Origin of the sequence: Sinimarinibacterium flocculans (assembly GCF_003201205.1) — a bacterium.
GTDB classification, from domain to species: Bacteria; Pseudomonadota; Gammaproteobacteria; order Nevskiales; family Nevskiaceae; genus Solimonas; species Solimonas flocculans.
The window spans coordinates 182,553-204,394 of the sequence record NZ_QICN01000002.1; the positions used below are offsets into that span (position 1 = coordinate 182,553).

At 68.8% G+C, this 21,842-nt stretch carries 24 protein-coding genes; 14 read left to right on the forward strand and 10 right to left on the reverse strand.

The annotated features are described in order from the left end of the window. Positions 1–46: 46 nt before the first annotated feature. A complete protein-coding gene (gene sucC / locus C8D93_RS04540) occupies positions 47–1,210 on the reverse strand; it encodes an ADP-forming succinate--CoA ligase subunit beta (protein ID WP_110263984.1) in 1,164 nt (387 codons plus the stop codon). A gap of 141 nt (positions 1,211–1,351) precedes the next feature. Between sucC and C8D93_RS04545 the strand changes: the two genes are divergently transcribed. From C8D93_RS04545 to C8D93_RS04595, 11 genes are all read left to right on the forward strand, one after another. Continuing rightward, on the forward strand, positions 1,352–1,549 hold the full coding sequence (locus C8D93_RS04545) for a PP0621 family protein (RefSeq protein ID WP_211307203.1): 198 nt from the start codon (positions 1,352–1,354) through the stop codon (positions 1,547–1,549). 31 nt (positions 1,550–1,580) lie between these two features. Further along, positions 1,581–3,221, forward strand: coding sequence for a sensor histidine kinase (locus C8D93_RS04550; protein WP_110263985.1), 1,641 nt, complete (start codon positions 1,581–1,583; stop codon positions 3,219–3,221). A 19-nt stretch (positions 3,222–3,240) separates the two neighbouring features. Continuing rightward, complete coding sequence (locus tag C8D93_RS04555) at positions 3,241–4,566, forward strand: sigma-54-dependent transcriptional regulator (RefSeq protein ID WP_245903813.1); 1,326 nt, start codon at positions 3,241–3,243, stop codon at positions 4,564–4,566. A gap of 234 nt (positions 4,567–4,800) precedes the next feature. After that, positions 4,801–5,322, forward strand: a complete 522-nt coding sequence (locus tag C8D93_RS04560) for a GAF domain-containing protein (protein WP_110263987.1) — start codon at positions 4,801–4,803, stop codon at positions 5,320–5,322. Continuing rightward, positions 5,322–6,191 (forward strand): sensor histidine kinase, encoded by an 870-nt coding sequence (locus C8D93_RS04565; protein ID WP_245903814.1) that lies wholly within the window; start codon positions 5,322–5,324, stop codon positions 6,189–6,191. Before C8D93_RS04560 ends, C8D93_RS04565 begins: the two co-directional genes overlap by 1 nt. A gap of 18 nt (positions 6,192–6,209) precedes the next feature. Next, complete coding sequence (locus tag C8D93_RS04570; RefSeq protein ID WP_110263988.1) at positions 6,210–6,854, forward strand: response regulator; 645 nt, start codon at positions 6,210–6,212, stop codon at positions 6,852–6,854. Positions 6,855–7,115: 261 nt separating this feature from the next. Beyond that, entirely contained in the window at positions 7,116–7,712 is a 597-nt protein-coding gene (petA, locus tag C8D93_RS04575) for a ubiquinol-cytochrome c reductase iron-sulfur subunit (RefSeq protein ID WP_110263989.1), read from the forward strand. Continuing rightward, positions 7,712–8,962, forward strand: a complete 1,251-nt coding sequence (locus C8D93_RS04580; protein WP_110263990.1) for a cytochrome b — start codon at positions 7,712–7,714, stop codon at positions 8,960–8,962. The genes petA and C8D93_RS04580 overlap by 1 nt, the downstream gene beginning before the upstream one ends. Then, positions 8,949–9,713 carry a cytochrome c1 gene (locus tag C8D93_RS04585; protein ID WP_211307204.1) on the forward strand — a complete coding sequence of 255 codons (765 nt, stop codon included), beginning with the start codon at positions 8,949–8,951 and terminating at the stop codon, positions 9,711–9,713. Before C8D93_RS04580 ends, C8D93_RS04585 begins: the two co-directional genes overlap by 14 nt. A 74-nt stretch (positions 9,714–9,787) precedes the next feature. Then, positions 9,788–10,423, forward strand: a complete 636-nt coding sequence (locus tag C8D93_RS04590; RefSeq protein WP_110263991.1) for a glutathione S-transferase N-terminal domain-containing protein — start codon at positions 9,788–9,790, stop codon at positions 10,421–10,423. Between the two features lie 20 nt (positions 10,424–10,443). Next, positions 10,444–10,851, forward strand: a complete 408-nt coding sequence (locus C8D93_RS04595; protein ID WP_110263992.1) for a ClpXP protease specificity-enhancing factor — start codon at positions 10,444–10,446, stop codon at positions 10,849–10,851. A gap of 36 nt (positions 10,852–10,887) precedes the next feature. On the opposite strand, the gene C8D93_RS04600 is transcribed toward C8D93_RS04595, so the two are convergent. The 3 genes from C8D93_RS04600 to C8D93_RS04610 all read right to left on the reverse strand — a co-directional run bounded on the left by C8D93_RS04600 (position 10,888) and on the right by C8D93_RS04610 (position 13,039). Further along, a complete protein-coding gene (locus tag C8D93_RS04600) occupies positions 10,888–11,478 on the reverse strand; it encodes a phosphoheptose isomerase (RefSeq protein WP_110263993.1) in 591 nt (196 codons plus the stop codon). Between the two features lie 73 nt (positions 11,479–11,551). Continuing rightward, complete coding sequence (locus tag C8D93_RS04605) at positions 11,552–11,893, reverse strand: YraN family protein (RefSeq protein WP_110263994.1); 342 nt, start codon at positions 11,891–11,893, stop codon at positions 11,552–11,554. 6 nt (positions 11,894–11,899) lie between these two features. Continuing rightward, a complete protein-coding gene (locus C8D93_RS04610) occupies positions 11,900–13,039 on the reverse strand; it encodes a penicillin-binding protein activator (RefSeq protein ID WP_170123901.1) in 1,140 nt (379 codons plus the stop codon). Between the two features lie 156 nt (positions 13,040–13,195). Between C8D93_RS04610 and rsmI the strand changes: the two genes are divergently transcribed. Together rsmI and C8D93_RS04620 are read left to right on the forward strand one after the other, a co-directional pair. Beyond that, entirely contained in the window at positions 13,196–14,062 is an 867-nt protein-coding gene (rsmI, locus tag C8D93_RS04615; protein WP_245903815.1) for a 16S rRNA (cytidine(1402)-2'-O)-methyltransferase, read from the forward strand. Continuing rightward, entirely contained in the window at positions 14,059–15,849 is a 1,791-nt protein-coding gene (locus C8D93_RS04620; RefSeq protein ID WP_211307205.1) for a DUF885 domain-containing protein, read from the forward strand. The genes rsmI and C8D93_RS04620 overlap by 4 nt, the downstream gene beginning before the upstream one ends. On the opposite strand, the gene C8D93_RS20605 is transcribed toward C8D93_RS04620, so the two are convergent. After that, entirely contained in the window at positions 15,841–16,428 is a 588-nt protein-coding gene (locus C8D93_RS20605) for a GDYXXLXY domain-containing protein (RefSeq protein WP_170123902.1), read from the reverse strand. The two genes, C8D93_RS04620 and C8D93_RS20605, sit on opposite strands and share 9 nt — an antisense overlap. Then, a complete protein-coding gene (locus C8D93_RS04630) occupies positions 16,425–17,690 on the reverse strand; it encodes a DUF2157 domain-containing protein (RefSeq protein ID WP_170123903.1) in 1,266 nt (421 codons plus the stop codon). The genes C8D93_RS20605 and C8D93_RS04630 overlap by 4 nt, the downstream gene beginning before the upstream one ends. 79 nt (positions 17,691–17,769) lie before the next feature. Between C8D93_RS04630 and C8D93_RS04635 the strand changes: the two genes are divergently transcribed. After that, positions 17,770–19,659, forward strand: a complete 1,890-nt coding sequence (locus tag C8D93_RS04635) for an MFS transporter (protein ID WP_110263998.1) — start codon at positions 17,770–17,772, stop codon at positions 19,657–19,659. Between the two features lie 15 nt (positions 19,660–19,674). Here C8D93_RS04635 and C8D93_RS04640 read toward each other — a convergent pair whose 3' ends face one another. The 4 genes from C8D93_RS04640 to nadD form a co-directional block, all read right to left on the reverse strand. Then, positions 19,675–19,980: a hypothetical protein gene (locus tag C8D93_RS04640; protein ID WP_146216507.1), complete on the reverse strand. Its 306-nt coding sequence runs from the start codon at positions 19,978–19,980 to the stop codon at positions 19,675–19,677. 149 nt (positions 19,981–20,129) lie between these two features. Further along, positions 20,130–20,600, reverse strand: a complete 471-nt coding sequence (gene rlmH / locus C8D93_RS04645; protein ID WP_110264000.1) for a 23S rRNA (pseudouridine(1915)-N(3))-methyltransferase RlmH — start codon at positions 20,598–20,600, stop codon at positions 20,130–20,132. 19 nt (positions 20,601–20,619) lie between these two features. Beyond that, the gene (gene rsfS / locus C8D93_RS21335; protein WP_211307206.1) at positions 20,620–21,174 is read right to left on the reverse strand and encodes a ribosome silencing factor; all 555 of its coding nucleotides are present in this window, start codon (positions 21,172–21,174) and stop codon (positions 20,620–20,622) included. Then, a complete protein-coding gene (nadD, locus tag C8D93_RS04655; RefSeq protein ID WP_110264001.1) occupies positions 21,158–21,823 on the reverse strand; it encodes a nicotinate-nucleotide adenylyltransferase in 666 nt (221 codons plus the stop codon). The genes rsfS and nadD overlap by 17 nt, the downstream gene beginning before the upstream one ends. Positions 21,824–21,842 lie beyond the last annotated feature (19 nt).

Below are 21,842 nucleotides of genomic sequence, written 5' to 3' on the forward strand. Positions count from 1 at the left end.
CTGGAAATCTCGTGAGGCGTGAGGGGAGGCGTGAGGCGAGAACGCCCTAGGCCTTCGCGAGGGAGACGACCGTCTTGGCCGCTTCGGTGAGATCGTCCACCGGCGTGATCTTCAGGCCGGAGGCGTTGAGCATCTCGCGTCCCTTCTCCATGTTGGTGCCCTGCAGTCGGGCGACCACCGGAATCGTCAGGCCGACCTGCTTGCAGGCCTGGATGATGCCTTCGGCAATCAGGTCGCAGCGCACGATGCCGCCGAAGATGTTGATGAAGATCGCCTTGACGTCCGGGCTCTTGGTGATGAGCTTGAACGCCTCGGTGACCTTCTCGGCAGTGGTGCCGCCGCCGACGTCGAGGAAGTTCGCCGGCTGGCCGCCGTGCAGCTTGACGATGTCCATCGTCGCCATTGCCAGTCCGGCGCCGTTGACCATGCAGCCGATGTTGCCTTCGAGCGTCACGTAGTTGAGGTCGTACTTCGACGCTTCGCGCTCGCGCTCGTCCTCCTGCGAGAAGTCGCGCATCTCGGCGATCGCCTTCTGCCGGTACAGCGCGTTGCTGTCGAAGTTGAGCTTGGCGTCGAGCGCCATGACGTCACCGTCGGCGGTGACGATCAGCGGGTTGATCTCGACCAGCGCGGCGTCGAGCTCGGTGAAGATGCGGTACAGGCCCATCATGATCTTCGTGAACTGATCGACCTGCGCCTTGTTGAGGTCCATGAAGAACCCGAGCTGGCGCGCCTGATACGGCTGCAGCCCCGCGGACGGGTGCACGTACACGTGCATGATCTTCTCGGGCGTGGTCGCGGCCACTTCCTCGATGTCCATGCCGCCGGCGGCCGAGGCCATGAAGACGATGCGCTCGTGCGAGCGATCGACCAGCGCGGACACGTAGAGCTCGCGGGCGATCGCCGAGGGCTTTTCGACCCAGACGCTGTTGACCGGCAGGCCTTCGGCGCCGGTCTGCTTGGTGACGAGGTGGATGCCGAGCATCTTCTTGGCGGCTTCCTCGACGGCCTCGAAGCCCTCGACCAGCTTGACGCCGCCGGCCTTGCCGCGACCCCCGGCATGGACCTGGGCCTTGACGACGAACTTGTCGCCGCCGAGCTGCTTGGCCGCGGCCCGCGCAGCCTCCGGACTCTCGGCGAGCTGCCCCTGCGGGACAGTGATGCCGAAGCGCGTGAAAATCTCCTTGGCCTGGTATTCGTGCAGATTCATGCGGGGGTGTCCTGTCGTCGTGAGCCTCGAAATCGCGCGGCATTCTCGCTTACCGTCCCGGCGGACGCAAAAGCCGCATCCGGACGATGCGCGCCCGCGGTATCGATAGAATGGTCCGGACTCCCGCCATTCCCGGTCAACATGAACATTCTGCGTCTGCTGCTGCTGGTCGCCGCCGCCTGGCTGATCTGGCGCATCGTGCGCCAGGTGCGCGGCCAGCTCGAGCAGCGCCGGAAGCCGGCCGACGAGTTCGAGCCGATGGCGCGCTGCGCCCAGTGCGGCACCTTCCTGCCGGCACGTTCGCTCGACGCTGCCGGCAAGTGCGGTCGTTGCGGCTGAGCCGCCGCGTGGCGGTGCCGCGGAAAATCCGATGAAGGCCGCGGACACGACGCCGGTGTCCGAGCATGCGCGTGCCGAGGACTGGCGCGTACTCACGGTCCTCGGCCCGTACCGCCTGCTGCTCGTCGCGATCCTGCTGACGCTGTTCCGCAGCGGCTACGGCCCCGATTTTCTGCTGCTGCTGCAGCCGCTCACCTTCTTCTACGGCTGCCTGGCCTACGCGATTTCCGCGCTCGTGCTGCTGCTGTTGGGCGTCTACCGCGCGCCGGGCCTGCGTGCGCAGGCGCACCTGCACCTGCTCGTGGATTCCGCCGCGATCGGCCTGCTGGTCTATGGCGCCGGCGGTGTTGCCAGCGGACTCGGCATCCTGCTGCTGCCGCCGGTGGTGGGCGGCAGTCTGGTGATCCGCCCGCGCCTTGCCGCCGTGCATGCGGCCGCCGCCACGCTGACGATGTTCGCCGCCGAGTTCGGCTACCAGCTGCAGGCACGCACCTGGGACGCAAGCGAGTACTCGCAGGCCGGCCTGCTCGGCCTGATGTTCTTCGTCTCCGGACTGGTCGCCAACCTCGTCGCCCAGCGCGCACGGCGTTCCGAGGCGATGGCGGCGCGCGTCGGCAGCGAGTACCTGAACCTGTCGCGACTGTCGGAGAACATCATCGAGTCGATGCACACCGGCGTGTGCGTGGTCGACGGCGACGACCGCGTCCGCGTCGTCAACGCCGCGGCGCGGCGGCTGATCGGCGATGCGCTGCAACCCTCGCGGCCGATCGCCGAAGCCGCGCCCGCACTGGCGGGTGCGCTGCAGGCCTGGCGCAGTGGCCACAGCGCCGCGGAACCGTTGCATGCCGAAGCCACCGGCCGCGAGGTGACCAGTCGTTTCACCCGCCTCGGCTGGGGAGGCACGGCGCCGACGCTGGTGATGCTCGACGACGCCGCGCAACTGCGCGAGCAGGCGCAGCAGATCAAGTTTGCCGCGCTCGGGCGGCTGTCCGCCGGCATCGCCCACGAGATCCGCAACCCGTTGTCGGCCATCACCCAGGCCGGCCAGCTGCTCGCCGAAGCACCGGAGATCCAGGGCGAGAACCAGCGGCTGCTGGCGATGATCCAGCGTCATGCCGGGCGCATCGACCGCATCGTGCGCGACGTGCTCGACCTGTCGCGCCGCGATCGCGGCAGCCGGCGATCGATCCGGCTGCGCGACTGGCTGCTGCGTACTGCGGCGCTGTACCACGAGAGCCACCCGCATCAGCCACGCCCCGTCGAGATGGGGGACGTCGGAGCGCATCTGCACGTCCACTTCGACCCCGAACACCTGCGGCAGATCCTGTTCAATCTCTGGGACAACAGCTTCGAGCACGGCGCCGCCGGCGGGCGCAGCGTCACCGTCCTGATGCAGGCCGGGATCGATGGCGCCGACGGCGCCGTCGAACTCGACATCATCGACGATGGCGCGGGCATCGATGCGGCGCAGCACGACCGCATCTTCGAACCCTTCTTCACGACCCATGCCGGCGGCACCGGCCTGGGCCTTTTCCTCTGCCGGGAGCTGTGCGAATACAATCAGGCCCGTCTGAGCCATGTGCCCGGCGCAGCCGGCGCGACGTTCCGCATCCGCTTCGGCGCGCCCGCCGACCGTCGCGGAGCGGCCCGGCACGCGGAGGAACCGGCATGAACCATCGAGCGGATCCGACTTGATCCCACCCAGCGTCCTGATCGTCGACGACGAACCCGACATCCGCGAACTCGTGGAGATCACGCTGTCGCGCATGGGGCTGCGCACCAACGCGGCGGCGACGCTGGCAGAGGCGCGCGAACACCTGTCGCGGCAGTCGTTCGACGTCTGCATCACCGACATGCGACTGCCCGACGGCAGCGGCATCGGCCTCGTCGCCGAGATCCAGCAGCGGGCGCCGCAGACGCCGGTCGCGGTGATCACCGCCTACGGCAACGCCGAGGCCGCGGTGGAAAGCCTCAAGGCCGGCGCCTTCGACTTCGTCTCCAAACCGGTCGACGTGGCCGCGCTGCGCAAGCTCGTCGACGCCGCGCTACGCCTGCGCGGTCCGCGCCCGCCGGCCCGTGAATCCGGCGGAGAGCTGCTCGGCGAGCACGAGAGCATCCGCCAGCTGCGCGAGCTGGTCGAGCGGCTGGCCCGCAGTCAGGCACCGGTGCACATCACCGGCGAGTCCGGCACCGGCAAGGAACTCGTGGCCCGCCTGATCCACGACCGCGGGCCGCGGGCCGGCTGCCCGTTCGTCGCCGTGAACTGCGGCGCGATCCCGAACGAACTGATGGAGAGCGAGTTCTTCGGCCACCTCAAGGGCAGCTTCACCGGCGCACACCGCGACAAGGCCGGCCTGTTCCAGGCGGCCGAGGGCGGCACCCTGTTCCTCGACGAGGTGGCTGAACTGCCGATGCACATGCAGGTGAAGCTGCTGCGCGCGCTGCAGGAGCGGCGCGTGCGCGCCGTCGGCGCCGAGGCCGAGGTGCCGGTGAACGTGCGTGTGATCTCGGCCACGCACCGCGACCTCGCCGAACTGGTGCAGGCCGGCAACTTCCGCCAGGACCTGTTCTACCGCCTGGACGTGATTGCCGTGCGCACGCCGCCGCTGCGCGAACGCGCCGGCGACATCCCCCTGCTCGCCCAGCGCATCCTGGCGCGCATCGCCGGCGACGCCGGCCACGCGGTTGCGCCGGCGCTCGAACCCGAGGCCCTCGACGAGCTGCGTCGCTACCCGTTCCCGGGCAACGTCCGCGAGCTGGAGAACATTCTCGAACGCGCACTGACGCTGTGTGACGGAACGTGCATCCGCGCGGCCGATCTGCAACTGCGCCCGGCGACCAGCGTTGCAGACTCCGCCAGCGGCCTGGAACAGCAGAAGGAAGACCTCGAGCGCCAGGCGATCCGCGAGGCGCTGCAGAAGACGCGCTACAACAAGACCCGCGCGGCGGAACTGCTCGGCATGTCGTTCCGTTCGCTGCGCTATCGCATCAAGAAGCTGGGCCTGGACCGCGAATGAGGCCACGCCGGACCCTGCTCGCCCGCGCCGGAACCGGCGGCAGGCACTGCCGGAACCGTCTGTTACACTCGGACTCACAAGCACCGCCGACGCAGTGGTGCAGGGCCATGGCATGAAGCTTGCCTCTGGCAGAGACCCGATCTGGAGGACTTGACGTTGCTGACCCACCGTCCGCCTGCAGCGCCGCGTGGCGCTGTGTCCTTTCCGCAAAGAACCCGACACCGACGCCGCCAGATGCTGCGCGGCCTGCAATCCGCCATCGCCTGGACCAGCAGTGCCAGCGAGCCGGCGCAGCAGGTGCTGCGCAATACCCTGCGCTCGGCGTGTGACGTGATCGGTGCCGATGCCGGCTTCACCCTGCAGACCCGCGAGGACGCGGTGTTCGAAGTGGCCTGCGCGAATCGCCTGGGGCCTACGCAGTTGCTCGACGCCGTGCTCGGCCGTGCGGCCAGCGCCCTGCACCGCGCCCTGGTCTTCGGCGAGCTCGGCCTGGCCGATCCTGCCGGCAGCGCCCTGACACCCGACGCCGAGGCTGCCCCTGCCGTCGTGGCGTTGCCGCTGGACCTCGGCCAGCGCGAGCGCGGCGTGCTGTGCCTGCTGCGCGACGACGGCCCGCGCGGCCTCTCCGAACTCGATCTCGAGATTCTCGGCGCCCTGGCCGACCAGGCCGCGCTCGCATTGCGCGCCTCGAACCAGGAGTGCGCCCTGTCCAAGCTCGCCGCGAGCCTCAACGCGATCGGCCCGCAGCCGGCTTGATGCCGGAACCCGTCGAAGCCGCCATGGATGCGCAGCGTCAGGTGCCGGACGAGGACCGGCCCGCCGGAACCGGGACACGGCGCAGCGAGGATCGCGAAGCAGAAGTCTTCCGCCAGGCCGTCCTGCGTCAGGTCGAGGCGCTCACTGCCGACAACCAGCGTCTGCTGCAATCCGTGGTCCGCAGCGAGCGACGCTTCCGCACCCTGGCCAAGTCGGTCTGGCACGTGCAGGAAGAAGAACGCCGCCGTCTGGCGCGCGAGCTGCACGACGGCATCGGCCAGACCCTGACCGCCCTCGCCAACCAGCTCCAGCGTATCCTCGACGACGCCCGCGGAGCGGGCAATCTCGGCCTTGAGCACCGCCTCGCCGACGCCCTCGATCTGACCCGCGGCTCGCTGCACGACACGCGCGAGCTGTCGCGTCTGCTGCGCCCGACCCTGCTCGACGACCTCGGCCTCGACGCCGCGCTGAACTGGCTCGCGCGCACGCTCACCGAACGCACCGGCCTGCAGATCGAGCTGCGCTCCGGGCTCGACGAGCAGCGCCTGCACCCCGACGTCGAGACCCTGGTGTTCCGCATCACCCAGGAAGCACTGACCAACGTCATCCGCCACGCCCAGGCACGCAGCGCACAGATCGTGCTCGAACGCCGCGGCGATACGCTGATCCTGCGCGTCGAGGACGACGGCTGCGGCTGCGACGTGCAGCTGCTGGCCGACGCCGAACGCGCAGGCGCCAGCGGCGGCCTGCGCGGCATGCGCGATCGCGCCGAACTGTTCGGCGGCCGCGTCGAACTCAAGTCCGTGCCGGGCGACGGCACGGTCGTGCAACTGACGCTCGCCCTGGACCCGCCGGACCGAACCGGCTGAACGACCATTTCCACGCTCATGAATCCGATCCGTCTGCTGGTCGCCGACGACCACACCATCGTCCGCGAGGGCCTGGTCTCGATGCTCGAGGAGACCGGCGAATGCCAGGTCGTCGCCCAGGCCGCCGACGGCTTCGCGGCGATGGAGCTCGCGCTCAAGACCCAGCCCGACGTCGTCGTCACCGACATCTCGATGCCGCGCATGTCGGGCCTTGAGGTCGTCAAGCGCGTGCGCGCCGAACTGCCCAATTCGCGCACGCTGGTACTCACGGTGCACGAGGAGGACGAATACATCCTGCCGATCCTGCGCGCCGGCGCGAACGGCTTCCTCAACAAGGACACCTCGGTCGCCGAACTGATGATGGCGATCAAGTCCATCCATGGCGGCCACTCGTACTTCGGCCCCCGTGCGGCCAAGGCGCTGGCCGACCGCCAGAGCCGCGGCCGCAGCATCAGCACCGATCCCTACGACAGCCTGACCGCCCGCGAGCGCGAGACCTTCCACCTCGTCATCCAGGGCAAGACCACCAAGGAGATCGCGCAGATTCTCGACATCGGCGTGAAGACCGCCGAGAACCATCGCGCACGCATGATGGAGAAACTCGGCCTGCGCAACACCGCGGAGGTGGTGCGCTTCGCCGCGCTGCGCGGCCTGCTGTCGTAGCCGGCACAGACGGCCCGGGACGCGCAGACCGCCCCCGCGCAGCCGCCCGTCCATCCGCCTGACCAGCCCGTCCCACCACGGCCGGGCGCGCACCGACACCGGCGCCGGCATGCCCGGCACCTTCGAATCGTGTTTGCTTACCCGTTATACTTCACGGGTTAGGCCGAGCGCAGCGCAGCCAGGCTCCCCGGAGCGCATGAAGCGCGCGTTCGCGCCTCGCCAGACATTTTCATCATCATCTCCTGCGAGGGGCTTGTTTCCATGAGCAATCAAGGCGTGGATCCGGGCCGTCGGCGCTTCCTCACCGTGACGACATCGGTCGTTGGCGGTGCGGGTGCGGCTGCGGCGGTCTGGCCATTTCTGGCGTCGCTGAAGCCCAGCGAACGCGCCAAGGCGCTGGGGGCGCCGGTCACGGTGGACATCGGCAAGGTCGAGCCGGGACAGCGCATCACGGTGGCCTGGCGCGGCAAGCCGGTCTGGATCGTCCGCCGCACGCCGGACATGCTCGAGTCACTGCCGAAGGTCTCCGACGATCTGCGCGATCCGCAGTCGGAAGAGGAGCAGCAGCCGCAGTACGCACAGAACGAGACCCGCTCGATCAAGCCGGAAGTCCTGGTGATGGTCGGCTCGTGCACCCATCTCGGCTGCTCGCCGACGTTCCGCCCGGATCACCCGGCACCGGAAATCCACAGCAACTGGCAGGGCGGCTTCTTCTGCCCCTGCCACGGATCGATGTTCGACCTCGCCGGCCGCGTCTACAAGGGCGTTCCGGCTCCGCTCAACCTCGCGGTCCCGCCGCACCGCTACGAAGGCGACAGCACCATCGTCGTCGGCGAAGATCCCGCAGGAGTCGCGTGATGGCGATCGTTCCCAACCCGCACAAGACCACCGGCGTTCTCGGCTGGATCGATGACCGCTTCCCGCTGACCAAGCTGTGGAAGGATCACCTGACTGAGTATTACGCGCCGAAGAACTTCAACTTCTGGTACTACTTCGGCTCGCTGGCGCTGCTGGTGCTGGTCAACCAGCTGCTGACCGGCATCTTCCTGACGATGCATTACAAGCCGGACGCCGCGCAGGCCTGGCACAGCGTCGAGTACATCATGCGCGACGTGCCCTGGGGCAACGTCATCCGCTACCTGCATTCGACGGGCGCCTCGGCGTTCTTCATCGTCGTGTACCTGCACATGTACCGCGGCCTGATGTACGGCTCGTACCGCAAACCGCGCGAGCTGATCTGGGTTTTCGGCTGCCTGATCTTCCTGTGCCTGATGGCCGAGGCGTTCGCGGGCTACGTGCTGCCGTGGGGCCAGATGAGCTACTGGGGCGCGCAGGTGATCATCTCGCTGTTCGGCGCGATCCCGGTGATCGGCCCCGATCTGGTCATCTGGATCCAGGGCGACTACATCCCGTCCGACGCGACGCTCAACCGCCTGTTCTCGCTGCACGTCATCGCGATTCCGTTCGTGCTCGTCGGCCTGGTCGTTGCGCACCTGATCGCGCTGCACGAGGTCGGCTCGAACAATCCGGACGGCGTCGAGATCAAGAAGCACAAGGATCCGGCGACCGGCATTCCGCTGGACGGCATCGGCTTCCACCCGTACTACACGGTCAAGGACCTGGTCGGCGTCGGCGTGTTCCTGATGATCTTCCTCGGCGTCGTGTTCTTCGCCCCGGATGGCGGCGGCTATTTCCTGGAGCGGCCCAACTTCCAGGAAGCCAACCCGCTGGTCACGCCGGAGCACATCACGCCGGCGTGGTACTTCGGCGCGTTCTACGCGATCCTGCGTGCGATCCCCGACAAGCTGATGGGCGTGATCGGCATGGGCGCGGCCGTCGTGATCTTCTTCGCGCTGCCGTGGCTCGACCGCTCCAAGGTCAAGTCGATCCGCTACAAGGGCTGGATGTTCAAGACGGCGCTGGCGCTGTTCACGATCGCCTTCGTGCTGCTGTCGTACTTCGGCATGCAGCCGCCCAGCGAGATCGGCACGCTGATCTCGCGCATCGGCACGTTCGTGTACTTCGCGTTCTTCCTGCTGATGCCCATCTACTCCAAGCTCGACAAGACCAAGCCGGAACCGGAGCGCGTGACCTATGAAGCGCATTAATCGTTACCTGCGTCCGGCGCTGCTCGCCACCGCAGCGCTCGGTGCGCTGCCGGCCCACGCCGCCGGCGGCCACGGGCCGATGCCGTACAGCTTCGAGCCCGATACCGGCAACCTGGCGTCGGTGCAGCGCGGCGCGCGCAACTTCATGAACTACTGCTCCGGCTGCCACTCGATGGCGCACCTGCGCTATTCGCGACTGGGCGCGGACCTGGGCATTCCCGAGGACATGCTGGCGAAGAACCTGATGTTCACCAGCGACAAGCCGGGCGACCACATCATGTCGGCCATGCCGGCCGAAGCGTCCGCGGGCTGGTTCGGCGCGACCCCGCCGGACCTGACGGTGACCACCCGCATGCGCCAGCCGCAGTGGGTGTACAACTACCTGATGACGTTCTACCTCGACGACAATCGTCCGCTCGGCACCAACAACCTGATCCTGCCCGGCGCCTCGATGCCCAACGTGCTCGGCTCGCTGCAGGGCTGGCAGGTAATGGAAGAGGCGCATGGTGAACAGGACGAGGGTGGACACGGCGCGCATGCCGGCCCGAGCTTCAAGCGGGTCAGCGAAGGCTCGCTCAGCGACAAGGAGTTCGAGAAGTTCGTCGCCGACACCGTGAACTTCATGGTCTATGCCGCCGAGCCGGGCCGCGCCGATCGCGTGTCGATGGGCATGAAGGTGATCTTGTTCCTGCTGCTGTTCACCGGTCTCGCGTGGCTGCTCAAGCGCGAGTTCTGGAAAGACGTCCACTAGACCCGGGACGATGACCACGGCGCCGTTCATGCTCGGAGTGATTGCGTGAACGGCGCCGTGTGCTTTTGAGCGGCATGGCGATCCCGGCGAAAAGCAAGTACGTCATCGATGCCAAGCCGGCGGCGCGCGCAGGCCTGACGCTGTTCTGCGCAGACGCCGACTTCGCCAGCCTGTGGGCGCGGATCGTGCTCAACGAAAAGGACGTCGATCACGCGCGCATCGAGCGCGTGGTACGCGACAGGCCCCACCAGGACCTGCTGGTCATCAATCCCTCGCTGTCGCTGCCGACGCTGGCCGACCGCGACGCGGTGCTCTACCCGGCCGGCATCATCGCCGAGTACCTCGACGAACGTTATCCGCATCCGCGCCTGCTGCCGCCCGACCCTGCCGCGCGTGCGCTGCTGCGGATGCTGATGGCACGGCTCGAACGCGAACTGCTGCCGCTGGCGCAGTCGATCGTCGACGCGCCGCGCGCGGCTGAGGCCAAGACCGCGCGCAAGCAGCTTGCCGAACACATCATCGCCAGTTGCCGGCTGTTCCCGCAGCGGGGCTGGTGCCTGGGGCTGGACTTCAGCCTGGTGGATTGCGCCTGGGCGGCGCTGCTCTCGCAGCTCGGTGCGCTGCAGCTCAAGCTCCCGGCCGATCCGGCGCTGCTGCGCTACGCGCAGCGTGTGCTCGCGCGGCCGAGCGTACAATCGGCGCTACGCTGAGCAAGGCCCGCCAGAGCGCCATGACCAAGTCCCGACGCCCCTATCTGATTCGCGCCATCTACGACTGGTGCTGCGACAACGGCCACACGCCGCACATGCTCGTGGCTGCCGACTACCCCGGTGTGGTGGTCCCGCGCGAGTACGTGCAGGAAGGCCGGATCACGCTGAACGTCAGTCCGGTGGCGATCCAGAACCTCAACCTGCTCGACGAGCCGATCTGGTTCTCCGCGCGCTTCGGCGGACGCCCGTTCGACGTGCAGTTCCCGTCCGGTGCGGTGCTGGCGATTTTCGCGCGCGAGAACGGCGAAGGCATGCTGTTCGGCGAGGTCGAGCCGCCGGGCGCCGCGGCGCAGCCCCCCGCCAGCGGGGAACCGGAGCCACCGAAGCCGCCACGGCCCGGACGCCCGACGCTGCGCGTCGTCAAGTAATCGCCGTGGGCGGACAGGCGCTTTGCGCGCGACCTGTCAGTTTCGCGGATACAGCTGTTCGTCGATCGCGTCGCACAGGCAGTGCAGGAACAGGATGTGCACTTCCTGGATACGCGCCGTGACGTCCGATGCCGAGCGCAACTCCACGTCTCCCTCGCGCAGCATTCCCGCGATGCGGCCGCCGTCGCGGCCGGTGAGCGCGACCACCGCCATCTGCCGGCCGTGGGCCGCCTCGATCGCCCGCGTCACGTTGGGCGAATTGCCGGAGGTGGAGATCGCCAGCAGCACGTCGCCGGCGCGGCCGAGCGCCTCGACCTGCTTGGCGAACACCTGATCGAAGCTGTAGTCGTTGGCGATCGCCGTCAGCGCCGAAGTGTCGACGGTGAGCGCGATGCCCGGCAGCCCGGGCCGTTCGCGCTCGTAGCGTCCGGTGAGTTCCGCGGCAAAGTGCTGGGCATCGCCGGCCGACCCGCCGTTGCCGCAGGCGAGCACCTTGTGCCCGGCGCGCAGTGCCGCCGCCATCAGGCGCGCGGCCTGCGCGAGCGCCGGCAGCGACTGCTGCAGCGTTTTCTGCTTGGCGGCGATGCTGGCTTCGAAATGCGACTGCAGGCGGGCTTCGAGGGTCATGTGAAGGACAGGATCAGGAAACCGGGGCATTGTGAACCCGCCACGCCCCTGCGCCAATGGCGCGGAGGCCGGCTCAGCCCGCGTCGAAGGCTGCGCGAATCCAGTCCGCCTGCCCGGCACCGTCGAAGGCGACGACGTCGAAGCGCAGCGGACGTTCCGCCTCGCGCGGATGGGCCGCGAGGAACAGTTGCGCCGCGTGAACCAGGCGCGCCTGCTTGCGCCGGTCGACCGACTCCGCGGCGCTGCCGTAGCCGGCATGGCGGCGGGCACGCACCTCGACGACGACCAGCGTGTCGCCGTCGAGCATCACCAGGTCCAGTTCGCCGCCGCGGCAGCGGAAGTTGCGGCTGACGAGTCGCAGCCCCCGGCGGCGCAGCAGCTGCAGCGCCGCGTCTTCAGCCTCGGCGCCGCGCACCCGTGCTCACAGCCCGAGTCCGGCGTCGATGCCGTCCGCGCGCAACGCCGCGCAGCGCAGGCGCCGCTGGATCGTGCTGCTGTCGCCCCATTCGAGCATGCCGGTGGCGCCATCGAGACTGTCGCCGACGCGCAAACCGCCCCGCTGCAGCGCGGCGGCCACGGCGTAGGCGTCGCGGCCGAGCGCGTAGAGCCGCGGATAGGCGCCGACGTTCGAGAGCGACGAGGCCTGCTGCCGCTCCTGCGCCAACTCGCCGGTGGTATCGAGCATGAACGGCATGTCGCAGAACCGCAGGCCGGCGAGTTCCGCATCGCCGCGGCCGTCGTAGACCATCGATGTCGCGTAGTGCGGCAGCCCCGTGGCACGATGGAAGCGGAACTGCGGCAGCAGCACACGTGCCTCGGTCGCGCGTGCGCCGACAAAGACGAAATCGATGTCGGCGCGACGGCGGGCGTCGAACTCGGTGCGTACGCCCAGGGCATTGGTCAGCTCGCGGTGACGCTCGCGACTCGCCGCCACGCCCATCAGCTGCGCAATGACGTCCGACTGGTCGCTGACCCCCTGCCGGTAGCGTGCCGATGCGACGATGCGTCCGCCCCACTGCGCCATGCGGCCTTCCAGGGCGGCGAGCACGCGATCACCCCAGTCGCCCTCCGGCACCAGCGCCACGGCATTGCGCAGATTGCCTGCCGCCGCATCATCGGCCGCGGCGCGCGCCTCGTCCTCGGGCGCGAGGCCGATCTGGAAGAAGTCCTGCGGCACGAAGCCGCCGGCGTCCAGGTGATTGAGGCTCAGCACCGGCACCGGCGGGTTCATCGTCGCCAGTCGCGCAGCCGATTCCTTCATCAGCGGTCCGACTATAAACGCGGCTCCCTCGTCCAGTGCGCGCTGATACGCGGACAGCAGCCGCTCGGGGGTGGTGCCGACGTCGTAGATCCGCAGTTCGCGGGCATCGCCCGCGTCGAAATGCGCGGCCAGAAAACCCTCGCGCACGGCGGCCGCCGGCGCGGCATAGGCACCCGACAGCGGCAGCAGCAGGGCAACCGGGCCGTCGGCCGCGAAGCGCGGCAGCGGCAACGTCTCCGGCGCCCGGGAAACCACCGGCGGCGTCGGCTCGGCCGGCGGCGGGGTACGGACGATCGGCACGTTGAGCACCGGCTGCGGGGCCGAGCAGGCAGCAGCGGCGAGGGCGACGGCCGCGAGAACAGCGGCCAGTCCCGCGCGACGCGCGGAATGGGGGCGATCCGGATTCACGAGCATAATGACGAGTATGACACGCCTGTTTTACGCGCCGACAGCATCGTGAGCGAGTCTTCCCCCGCGGTCCGGCCCGGCCATCTCTACATCGTCGCGACACCGATCGGTCATCTCGGCGACCTGTCGCCGCGCGCACAGGCGGTGCTCGGCGCGGTCGACCGCATCCTCGCCGAGGACACGCGCAATTCCCGCGCGCTGCTCGCACACTTCGGTATCGCGACCAGGCTCGGCGCGCTGCACGAGCACAACGAGTCCACGGCGAGTACGCCGCTCGTACAGGAGCTCGTCGCCGGCGCCAGTCTCGCCCTGATCTCCGATGCGGGGACGCCGCTGGTTTCCGACCCCGGTTTCGTGCTCGTGCGCGAAGCCCGCGCCGCCGGCGTGCCGGTGATCGCGGTTCCCGGCCCCTGCGCGGCCATCGCCGCACTGTCGGTGAGCGGCCTGCCCAGCGACCGCTTCGTCTTCGAAGGTTTCCTGCCGGCAAAGGCGGCGGCGCGCCGTGCACGCCTCCAGGCACTCGCCGGCGAGGCACGCACCCTGGTCCTCTACGAATCCAGCCATCGCATCGTCGAGGCGGCAGCGGACATCGGTGCCGTCTTCGGCGAGCGCAGCGTCTGCCTCGCACGCGAGCTGACCAAGCTCTACGAGCAGAGCGTCGTGCTCGCTGCACACACCCTGCCCGCCTGGCTCGCCGAGGACGCCCATCGCACGCGCGGCGAGTTCGTGCTGCTGATCGCCGGCACGCCCGACGACGACCGGACGGAGCACGACGGCGAGCGCGTCCTGCGCCTGCTGCTGCGCGAACTGCCTCCCTCGTCGGCGGCGCGGCTGGCCGCCGACATCAGCGGCGCACGCCGCAAGGACCTCTACGCGCTGGCCCTGAAGATCACGAACGAGTCCCCGCAAACATGATCATGACGACCGAGTCGAAGATCCGCGCTGCCCTTGCGGCGCTGACGCTCACTGTCCTGTCCCTGGCGCAGCCCCTGCACGCCGGCGACGACGCCGTCGCCGAACTGCACGCACTGTTCGACGAGGAATGGGAGCGGACCTTGCGCGAGAGCCCGGAGACGGCGACCTACCTCGGCGACGGGCGCTACAACGATCGCTGGGACGACATCTCGCCGGACGCGATCGAGCGGCGACACGCAAGCGACCGCGCGGTGCTCGCGCGCCTGCTGCGTATCGACCGCAAGGCGCTGCCGCCCGCGGAGCAGCTCAATCACGACCTGTTCCGTCGGCAGTACGAACGGCGCATCGAGGGGCACGCGCACGCGCAATTCCTGATTCCCCTGAACCAGCGCGGCGGTGTGCAGACCGCCGACGAGATTCTCGAGGTCCTGCGCTTCGACAACGCCGAGGCCTACGAGCACTGGCTCGCGCGCCTGCGCGCGTTGCCGAAGCTGATCGACCAGAACATCACCCTGATGCGCATGGGCATCGAGGAACAGCGGCTGCACCCGAAGGTGGTCATGCAGCGCATTCCGGCGCAGATCGAGAAGCAGATCGTCGACGACCCGCAGCAGAGCCCCTTCTACGCGCCGTTCGCCGGTTTCCCCGACGGCGTGCCGGAAGCCGAACGACGCCGCTATGCCAAGCAGGCGCGGCGCGTGATCGAGCGCGAGATCGTGCCGGCCTACCGCAGGCTGCTGGCCTTCTTCGTCGACGACTACCTGCCGGCCTGCCCCGAGGACGTCGGTGCCTGGAAGCAGCCCAACGGCGCCGCGTTCTACGACTGGGCGGTTCGGCGCTATACCACCACCTCGCTCACCGCCGAGCAGATTCACGAGATCGGCCTCGCCGAGGTGCAGCGTATCCGCGCCGGGATGGAGGCAATCCGCGAGCAGGTCGGGTTCGACGGCGATCTCAAGGCCTTCTTCGAACATCTGCGCAGCGATCCGCAGTTCTACTACGCCAGCGGCGACGAGCTGCTGACGGCGTATCGCGCGCTGTCGAAACGCGTGGACCCGGAACTGCCGAGGCTGTTCGGCCGCATCCCGCGCCTGCCGTACGGCGTGCGGCCGATTCCGGACAACATCGCGCCGGACACGACCACGGCCTACTACCTGCCCGGCGCGGCCGACGGCACGCGCGCCGGCTGGTACTACGTGAACCTGTACAAGCCCGAGACGCGACCGAAGTACGAGATGGAGGCGCTGACGCTGCACGAGTCGGTGCCCGGACATCACTTCCAGATCGCGCTGGCGCAGGAACTCGGCGAGCTGCCGCAGTTCCGCAAGAACGGCTGGGGCATGACCGCCTTCGTCGAAGGCTGGGGGCTGTACGCCGAGTCGCTCGGCGAGGAACTGGGCCTGTACCAGGACCCGTACTCGAAGTTCGGTGCGCTCACCTACGAGATGTGGCGCGCGGTCCGTCTGGTCGTGGACACCGGCATGCATCACAAGCGCTGGACGCGCCAGCAGGCGATCGACTTCTTCATGGCCAATGCCGCGAAGTCGGAACTCGATATCGTCAACGAGATCGACCGCTACATCGCCTGGCCCGGCCAGGCGCTGGCGTACAAGATCGGCCAGCTCAAGATCCGCGAGCTGCGCACCCGCGCGCAAACCGGACTCGGCGAACGGTTCGACCTGCGCGCGTTCCACGATCGCGTGCTCGGCAACGGTGCCATACCGCTCGACGTGCTCGAACAGGACATCGACGCGTGGATCGCCGCAGTGCAGGCGCCGTCAGAGTGAGGCGGCCGGCTCGCGCATCAGTTCGCTGACCGGCCGCCCGTCGATGTACAGCATCTCGATCAGCGCATAGCCGTTGCGCACCCGCACCTGTGCCCATGCCGGACGGCGCGGGTCCTCCCCGTCCGCCGGCATGCGGTTGGTGTCGCGGTAGCGGCGCTCGACCTCGGGCGCGTGGTGCTCGTCGAGGTAGTAGCGGTCGAACGGCAGCCGCAGGCGCAGCTCGTCGGCATTGACCCAGAGCACGGTCGCTTCGAGCCAGTCGCCGCTCTCCGGCGGCTGTCGTAGCGGCGCGCCGAGCACCGCGTCGCCGTCGTCGTCGACGCGGATCGGCGCGTAAACCCGCTGGCCGCGGCGATAGCCGCCCTGCCCTCGCGGCAGCGGGACGCGTGCCGCCTCGAAATCGAGCGCGACGTAGCGGCCACGAAAGGGATCGACGGGGTCGACCGGCGCGGTGCGGAAGCGGTACGCGGTGCCCTGCTCGAGCGTCTGCTGTCCGCGCCGGATCAGATGACCGGGCACGGCCCACTGCAGGGCCACGGCGAGCGCCAGCAGCGCGGCGGCGGCGCGGATGCCGATCATGCGTGCACCTGCCGACGCAGCCACAGATGGGTGGCGACGAAGACGACGCCGGTCAGCACGAAGGCGATCCCGCGCAGCGTGAACGACCACTCGTTGTCGACGAAGCGCAGCATGACCAGCAGCGCGACCATCGCCAGCCCGCGGCTCGCACGCCCGGCATCGTGATCGCGCAGCCCGCTGCGGATCAGCGCGATGCCGGTCAGCAGGACCCAGGCACTGAGCAGCAGCGCGAGCGCCACCGCAAACGGCCGGCTGTCGGTGGCGGCCACCAGTGCCATCAGCAGCGCGGGCAGCGCCCAGAGCGGTGCCGTCGATGCACCGCTGCGCCATGTCCGCCACGCCAGTACCGCGAGCAGCGCCAGACCGAGCACGAGCAAGCCCCAGCCCAGCGGCAACTGGTCCGGACGCAGATACCAGGACCATCCGCGCCAGATGTCGGGAAAGCTGCCGATGAGGGCCGCGACGACCACGGCCCCACCGCCCCAGGACCGCAGCGGGTCGCGCCAAGGCGCCGCTGCGGCCGGTGCCGGCAGCAGTAGCAGGATCGCGCCGAACTCGGCGAGCCACCACAGGCCCAGGCGCGGCACGTTCGGCAACGACCCCAGGATCGCGAAGAAGAACGCCGGCGCCAGCAGGCCGAGCAAGGCCACCGTCGACAGCGACGACGGCGCACGGCGTTGCCGGTGCCAGGCCAGCGCCAGCAGGGGAACGAACAGCCCCGCAACGACAAAGCCGCTCGGCCCGGTGTCCGGCGCCGCCCAGCTCCATCCGGCCAGCGCCGCGGCGCACAGCGCGGCTGCGAGCACCGCGTCGAGGGCGCAGGCCAGCGGCAATGCCACCAGTGCGCAGGTCAGCAGGTAGCGGTCGAGATCGCCCGGGAAATGGTAGATCTGGCCGACGAGGGCCAGCGCCGCGGCAAAGGCCAGGACCGTGAAGGCGGCGGACGCCTCGCGCCACAATGCCGATGTGCGCGCCCGCCACAACGTCCACGCACAGGCCAGCTGTCCGGCAAGCAGCGGTGTGAACGCCAGCGTCAACCGCAGCGTCCGGTCGAAGCGGTCCCAGTTGTGCGCCACCAGCAGCACGATCCCCAACGCGATCAGCACGGTGCCCAGCAGCGGGAACAGCAGGCGCCCGGCACCGGCGGCCTGCAGCAGCGGTCGATAGCGCTCGCGCAGACGTTGCGCCGCGTCCGCGTCGAGCACACCGTCGCGCTGCAGCTCCGGCAACTCCTCCAGCAGCCAGCGGACATGGACCTTCATGCCGTCGAGCTTAGCAGCCGCCGGCCGAGCCGCTATGCTGGCCGCGCCATTCATCTTTCGTGCGGGGCGGGGAGTCGGCATGAGCGACAGGGAGCAGGGACAGTTCGGGCTGTTGCGCGCGCGTCGCTTCGCGCCGTTCTTCGTCACCCAGACGCTCGGGGCCTTCAACGACAACGTGTTCAAGAATGCGCTGGTCATCCTGGTGACCTTCGGCATCGCGGGACTGTCGCCGGATGACGTGAACCTCTACGTCAACCTCGCCGCCGGGCTGTTCATCCTGCCCTTCTTCCTGTTCTCGGCCACCGCGGGACAGATCGCCGAGAAGTACGAGAAGTCGCGGCTGATCCGCGCCATCAAGCTGTTCGAGATCGTCATCATGCTGCTGGCCGTGGGCGGACTCGTGCTCGGCAGCATGGCGTTTCTCATGGGTGTGCTGTTCCTGATGGGAACGCAATCCGCGCTGTTCGGCCCCGTCAAATACTCGATCCTGCCGCAGCATCTGCGCGAGGAGGAGCTGGTTGGCGGCAATGCCCTGGTCGAGGCCGCGACCTTCCTGGCCATCCTGCTCGGCACCATGCTCGGCGGCTGGCTGATGGCGCAGCACGCCGGGGCTCAATGGATATCGGCAACCGTCGTCGTCGTCGCCGTGCTCGGCTATCTCGCGTCGCGCGGCATTCCGGGCGCGCCGCCCACCGCGCCCGACCTGCGCATCAACTGGAATCCGCTGACCGAGACCTGGCGCAACTTCCGCTTCATGCAGACCAATCGCACGGTGCTGCTCGCGGTCCTCGGCATTTCCTGGTTCTGGTTCTACGGTGCGCTGTTCCTGTCGCAGCTGCCCAACTACACCAAGCTCAATCTCGGCGGGGACGAGACTGTCGTGACCCTGCTGCTGACGGTGTTCTCGCTGGGCATCGGCATCGGCTCACTGCTGTGCGAGCGACTGTCCGGTCACAAGGTCGAGATCGGCCTGGTGCCGCTGGGCTCCATCGGCCTGACGCTGTTCGGGGTGGAGCTGTATTTCGCCCAGCCCGAGGCGGCCGCCGTCACCGGCGTGGGCGCCGGCGAGTTCCTGCGCAGCGCGTCCAATCACCGCGTGCTCTGGGACCTGCTGCTGACGGGCATCTTCGGCGGACTGTACATCGTGCCGCTGTATGCGCTGATCCAGACGCGCTCCGAGGCAAGCCACCGCTCGCGCATCATCGCCGGCAACAACATTCTCAACGCGCTGTTCATGGTGGCCGCGGCGCTGGTCGCGATCGTCCTGCTCGATGCCGGGCTGACGATCCCGCAGCTGCTGCTGGTGGCCGCGCTGATGAACGCCGCGGTCGCCGTGTTCATCTACTCGCTGGTGCCCGAGTTCCTGATGCGCTTCCTGGTGTGGGCGCTGATCAACACGCTCTATCGCATCCGCAAGACCGGACTCGAACACATCCCGGATACCGGGCCGGCCGTGATCGTCTGCAACCATGTCAGCTTCGTCGATGCCCTGATTCTCGGCGGCAACATCCGCCGGCCGGTGCGCTTCGTCATGTACTACAAGATCTTCCGCATCCCGGTGCTGAACTTCATCTTCCGCACCGCCAAGGCGATCCCGATCGCCGGCGCCAAGGAAGATCCGGCGCTGATGGAAAAGGCCTTCGCCGATGTCGAGGCAGCCCTCAAGGCCGGCGACGTCGTCGGCATCTTCCCGGAAGGAGCGCTCACCGGCGATGGCGAGATCCAAACCTTCCGCCCGGGCATCGAGCGCATCATCCGGGCAACCCCGGTGCCGGTCGTGCCGATGGCGTTGCGTGGGCTGTGGGGCAGCTTCTTCTCGAGGCGCGACAATTTCCTCAGGCGAGCGCGGCTGCCCCGGCGTTTCTGGTCGCGGATCGAACTGGTCGCCGACACCCCGGTGCCGCCGGACCGGGTCAGCGCCGCGGACCTCGAGGCGCGGGTGCGCGCGCTGCGTGGCGACCTCGCCTGAGGACCCGCCCGACGCTCAGACTTCGCGCCGCGATGCGCAGTGCGGGGCCTGGATCGCGTCGGCCGGGCGCGCCACCTCGATGCGACCGACGACGGAAGCGGCGGCCGTGCGCGTCGCCGGCTCCACCGCGAGATGACACAGATCGACTTGGTCGCGCAGTTGCCGGCTGAGCGTGTCCGCCATGTCGGAACGGATCGACTGCAGCGCCGCATTGCCCTGCTCGGCAATCATCGGACCGGCATCGGCGGCGCCGATGGCATGGGCGGGGTTGCAGAACAGCCCCGCGAGGATGAAGGCGGCAACACTGGTGCAGAGGTTCACGGCGGACTCCGGCGAAACGTGTTCCCGGTAACGCGAAGCGCGTGCCAACAACGGCACCGTTGCAATCATTTGATTTGTAAAGATTTTACTGAGCGGACACGACCGGGCGGCCTTGTCCGGACAGGCCGCCGGACAGTCGGCGGACAGCTTCAGGCGCGGTGGTAGGGGTGATTCGCGAGCTGGCTCCAGGCGCGGAACAGTTGCTCGGCAACCAGCACACGCACCAGCGGGTGCGGCAGCGTCAGCCTCGACAGGCTCCAGCGCTGTTCGGCCCGGGCCAGCACCTCCGGCGAATGTCCGTCCGGCCCGCCGACCAGCAGACAGGTATCGCGACCCGACTGCATCCAGCCGGCGAGCGATTGCGCCCAGGCTGCACTGTCGGCCTCGCGGCCGCGCTCGTCGAGGGCGATGACCAGGCTGTCGCGCGGCACCGCCTTGAGCAGGCGCTCGCCTTCCTGCTGCTTGATGCGCGCCAGATCCGCGTTCTTGCCGCGCGGCAGCGCGGCGATCTCGACCAGTTCGAGCCGGCACTCGTGCGGCAGGCGCACCGAGTAGTCGGCATAGGCGGTTTCCACCCACCCGGGCATGCGCGTACCGACGGCGAGCAGCAGGATGCGCATGGCGCGAGCCTGCGCCCGCTCAGCCGCGTCGGGCCGCCGTCTTCTTTCCGGCGCTCGCCTTCTTCGCGGCCTTCGGTTTCGCGGAGGGTCTGGGCGCCGCCTTCTTTGCTGCCTTCTTCGTGGCCTTCTTTGCCGTCTTCTTCACGGCCTTGCCCGCAGCGGTCTTCTTCGTCGCCTTGGCCTTGGTTGTCTTGCTCTTGGCCGGCTTGCTCTTGATCGTCGTGACGGCGACCGGTTCTTCGTCGACGGCCCACAGCTTCTCGAGCTGGTAGTGCGCCCGCGCCTGCGACTGCATGACGTGGACGACGACGTCGCCGAGATCCACCAGCACCCATTCGCCGGTGTCCTTGCCTTCGACGCCCATCGGCCGGAAGCCGGCTTTCTTCGAGACTTCCGCCACGTTCTGTGCCAGCGAGGAAACATGGCGATTCGACGTGCCGGTGCAGATCACCATCGTGTCGGTGACCGTGGTCAGCTTGCGTACGTCGAGCAGCTTGATGTCCTGGCCCTTGAGATCTTCGAGCGCGCCGATGGCGAGCTTCGTCAGGGGGCTGAGGCTAGTGGGTCGTGGCATCGTCATCCTGTGTCAGTGCCGAACGGTCGGCGGGGGTCATGGCATTGAGTATCGCATCGGGAACCAGCCCGCGCACCGAGCGCCCCTGGCGCAGCAACCGGCGGATACGCGTCGACGAGATGTCGAGCATCGGCGGCTCGAAGGCGAGCCAGCGCCCGGCGGTCGAGGCCAGCAGCGCCTCGATGTCGGGCGCGCGTCGCCGTGACAGGACGCTGCGGGTTTCGACAGACGCCTCCGGCGCGGCGCCCGGCCGTGAAAACACGGCAATGTGCCCGTATTCGAGGAGTTCCTCCCAACGCCGCCAGGTGTGGAGGTGACGGAAGGCGTCGGCACCCATCAGCAGCACCAGTGCAGCCTGCGGAAACTGTTCACGCAGCTCGATCAGCGTCTCGATCGTGAAGGACGGGCCGTCGCGCAGCAGCTCGCGGTCGTCCGGAACGAGGCCGCGTTCGCGGCGCACGGCAAGGCGCAGCCATTCCAGTCGCCGCGCTGCCGAGACCCGGGAGTCGGGCCGGTGCGGCGGGTGTGCCGTCGGAATCAGGCGGACCTGTTGCAGGCCCAGCGCATCGCGCGCCTCGATTGCGAGGCGCAGGTGGCCGTTGTGGAAAGGGGCGAAGGCACCGCCGAAGACGCCAATGGCCCTGGGCATTGGCTAGGGCCGCTGACGA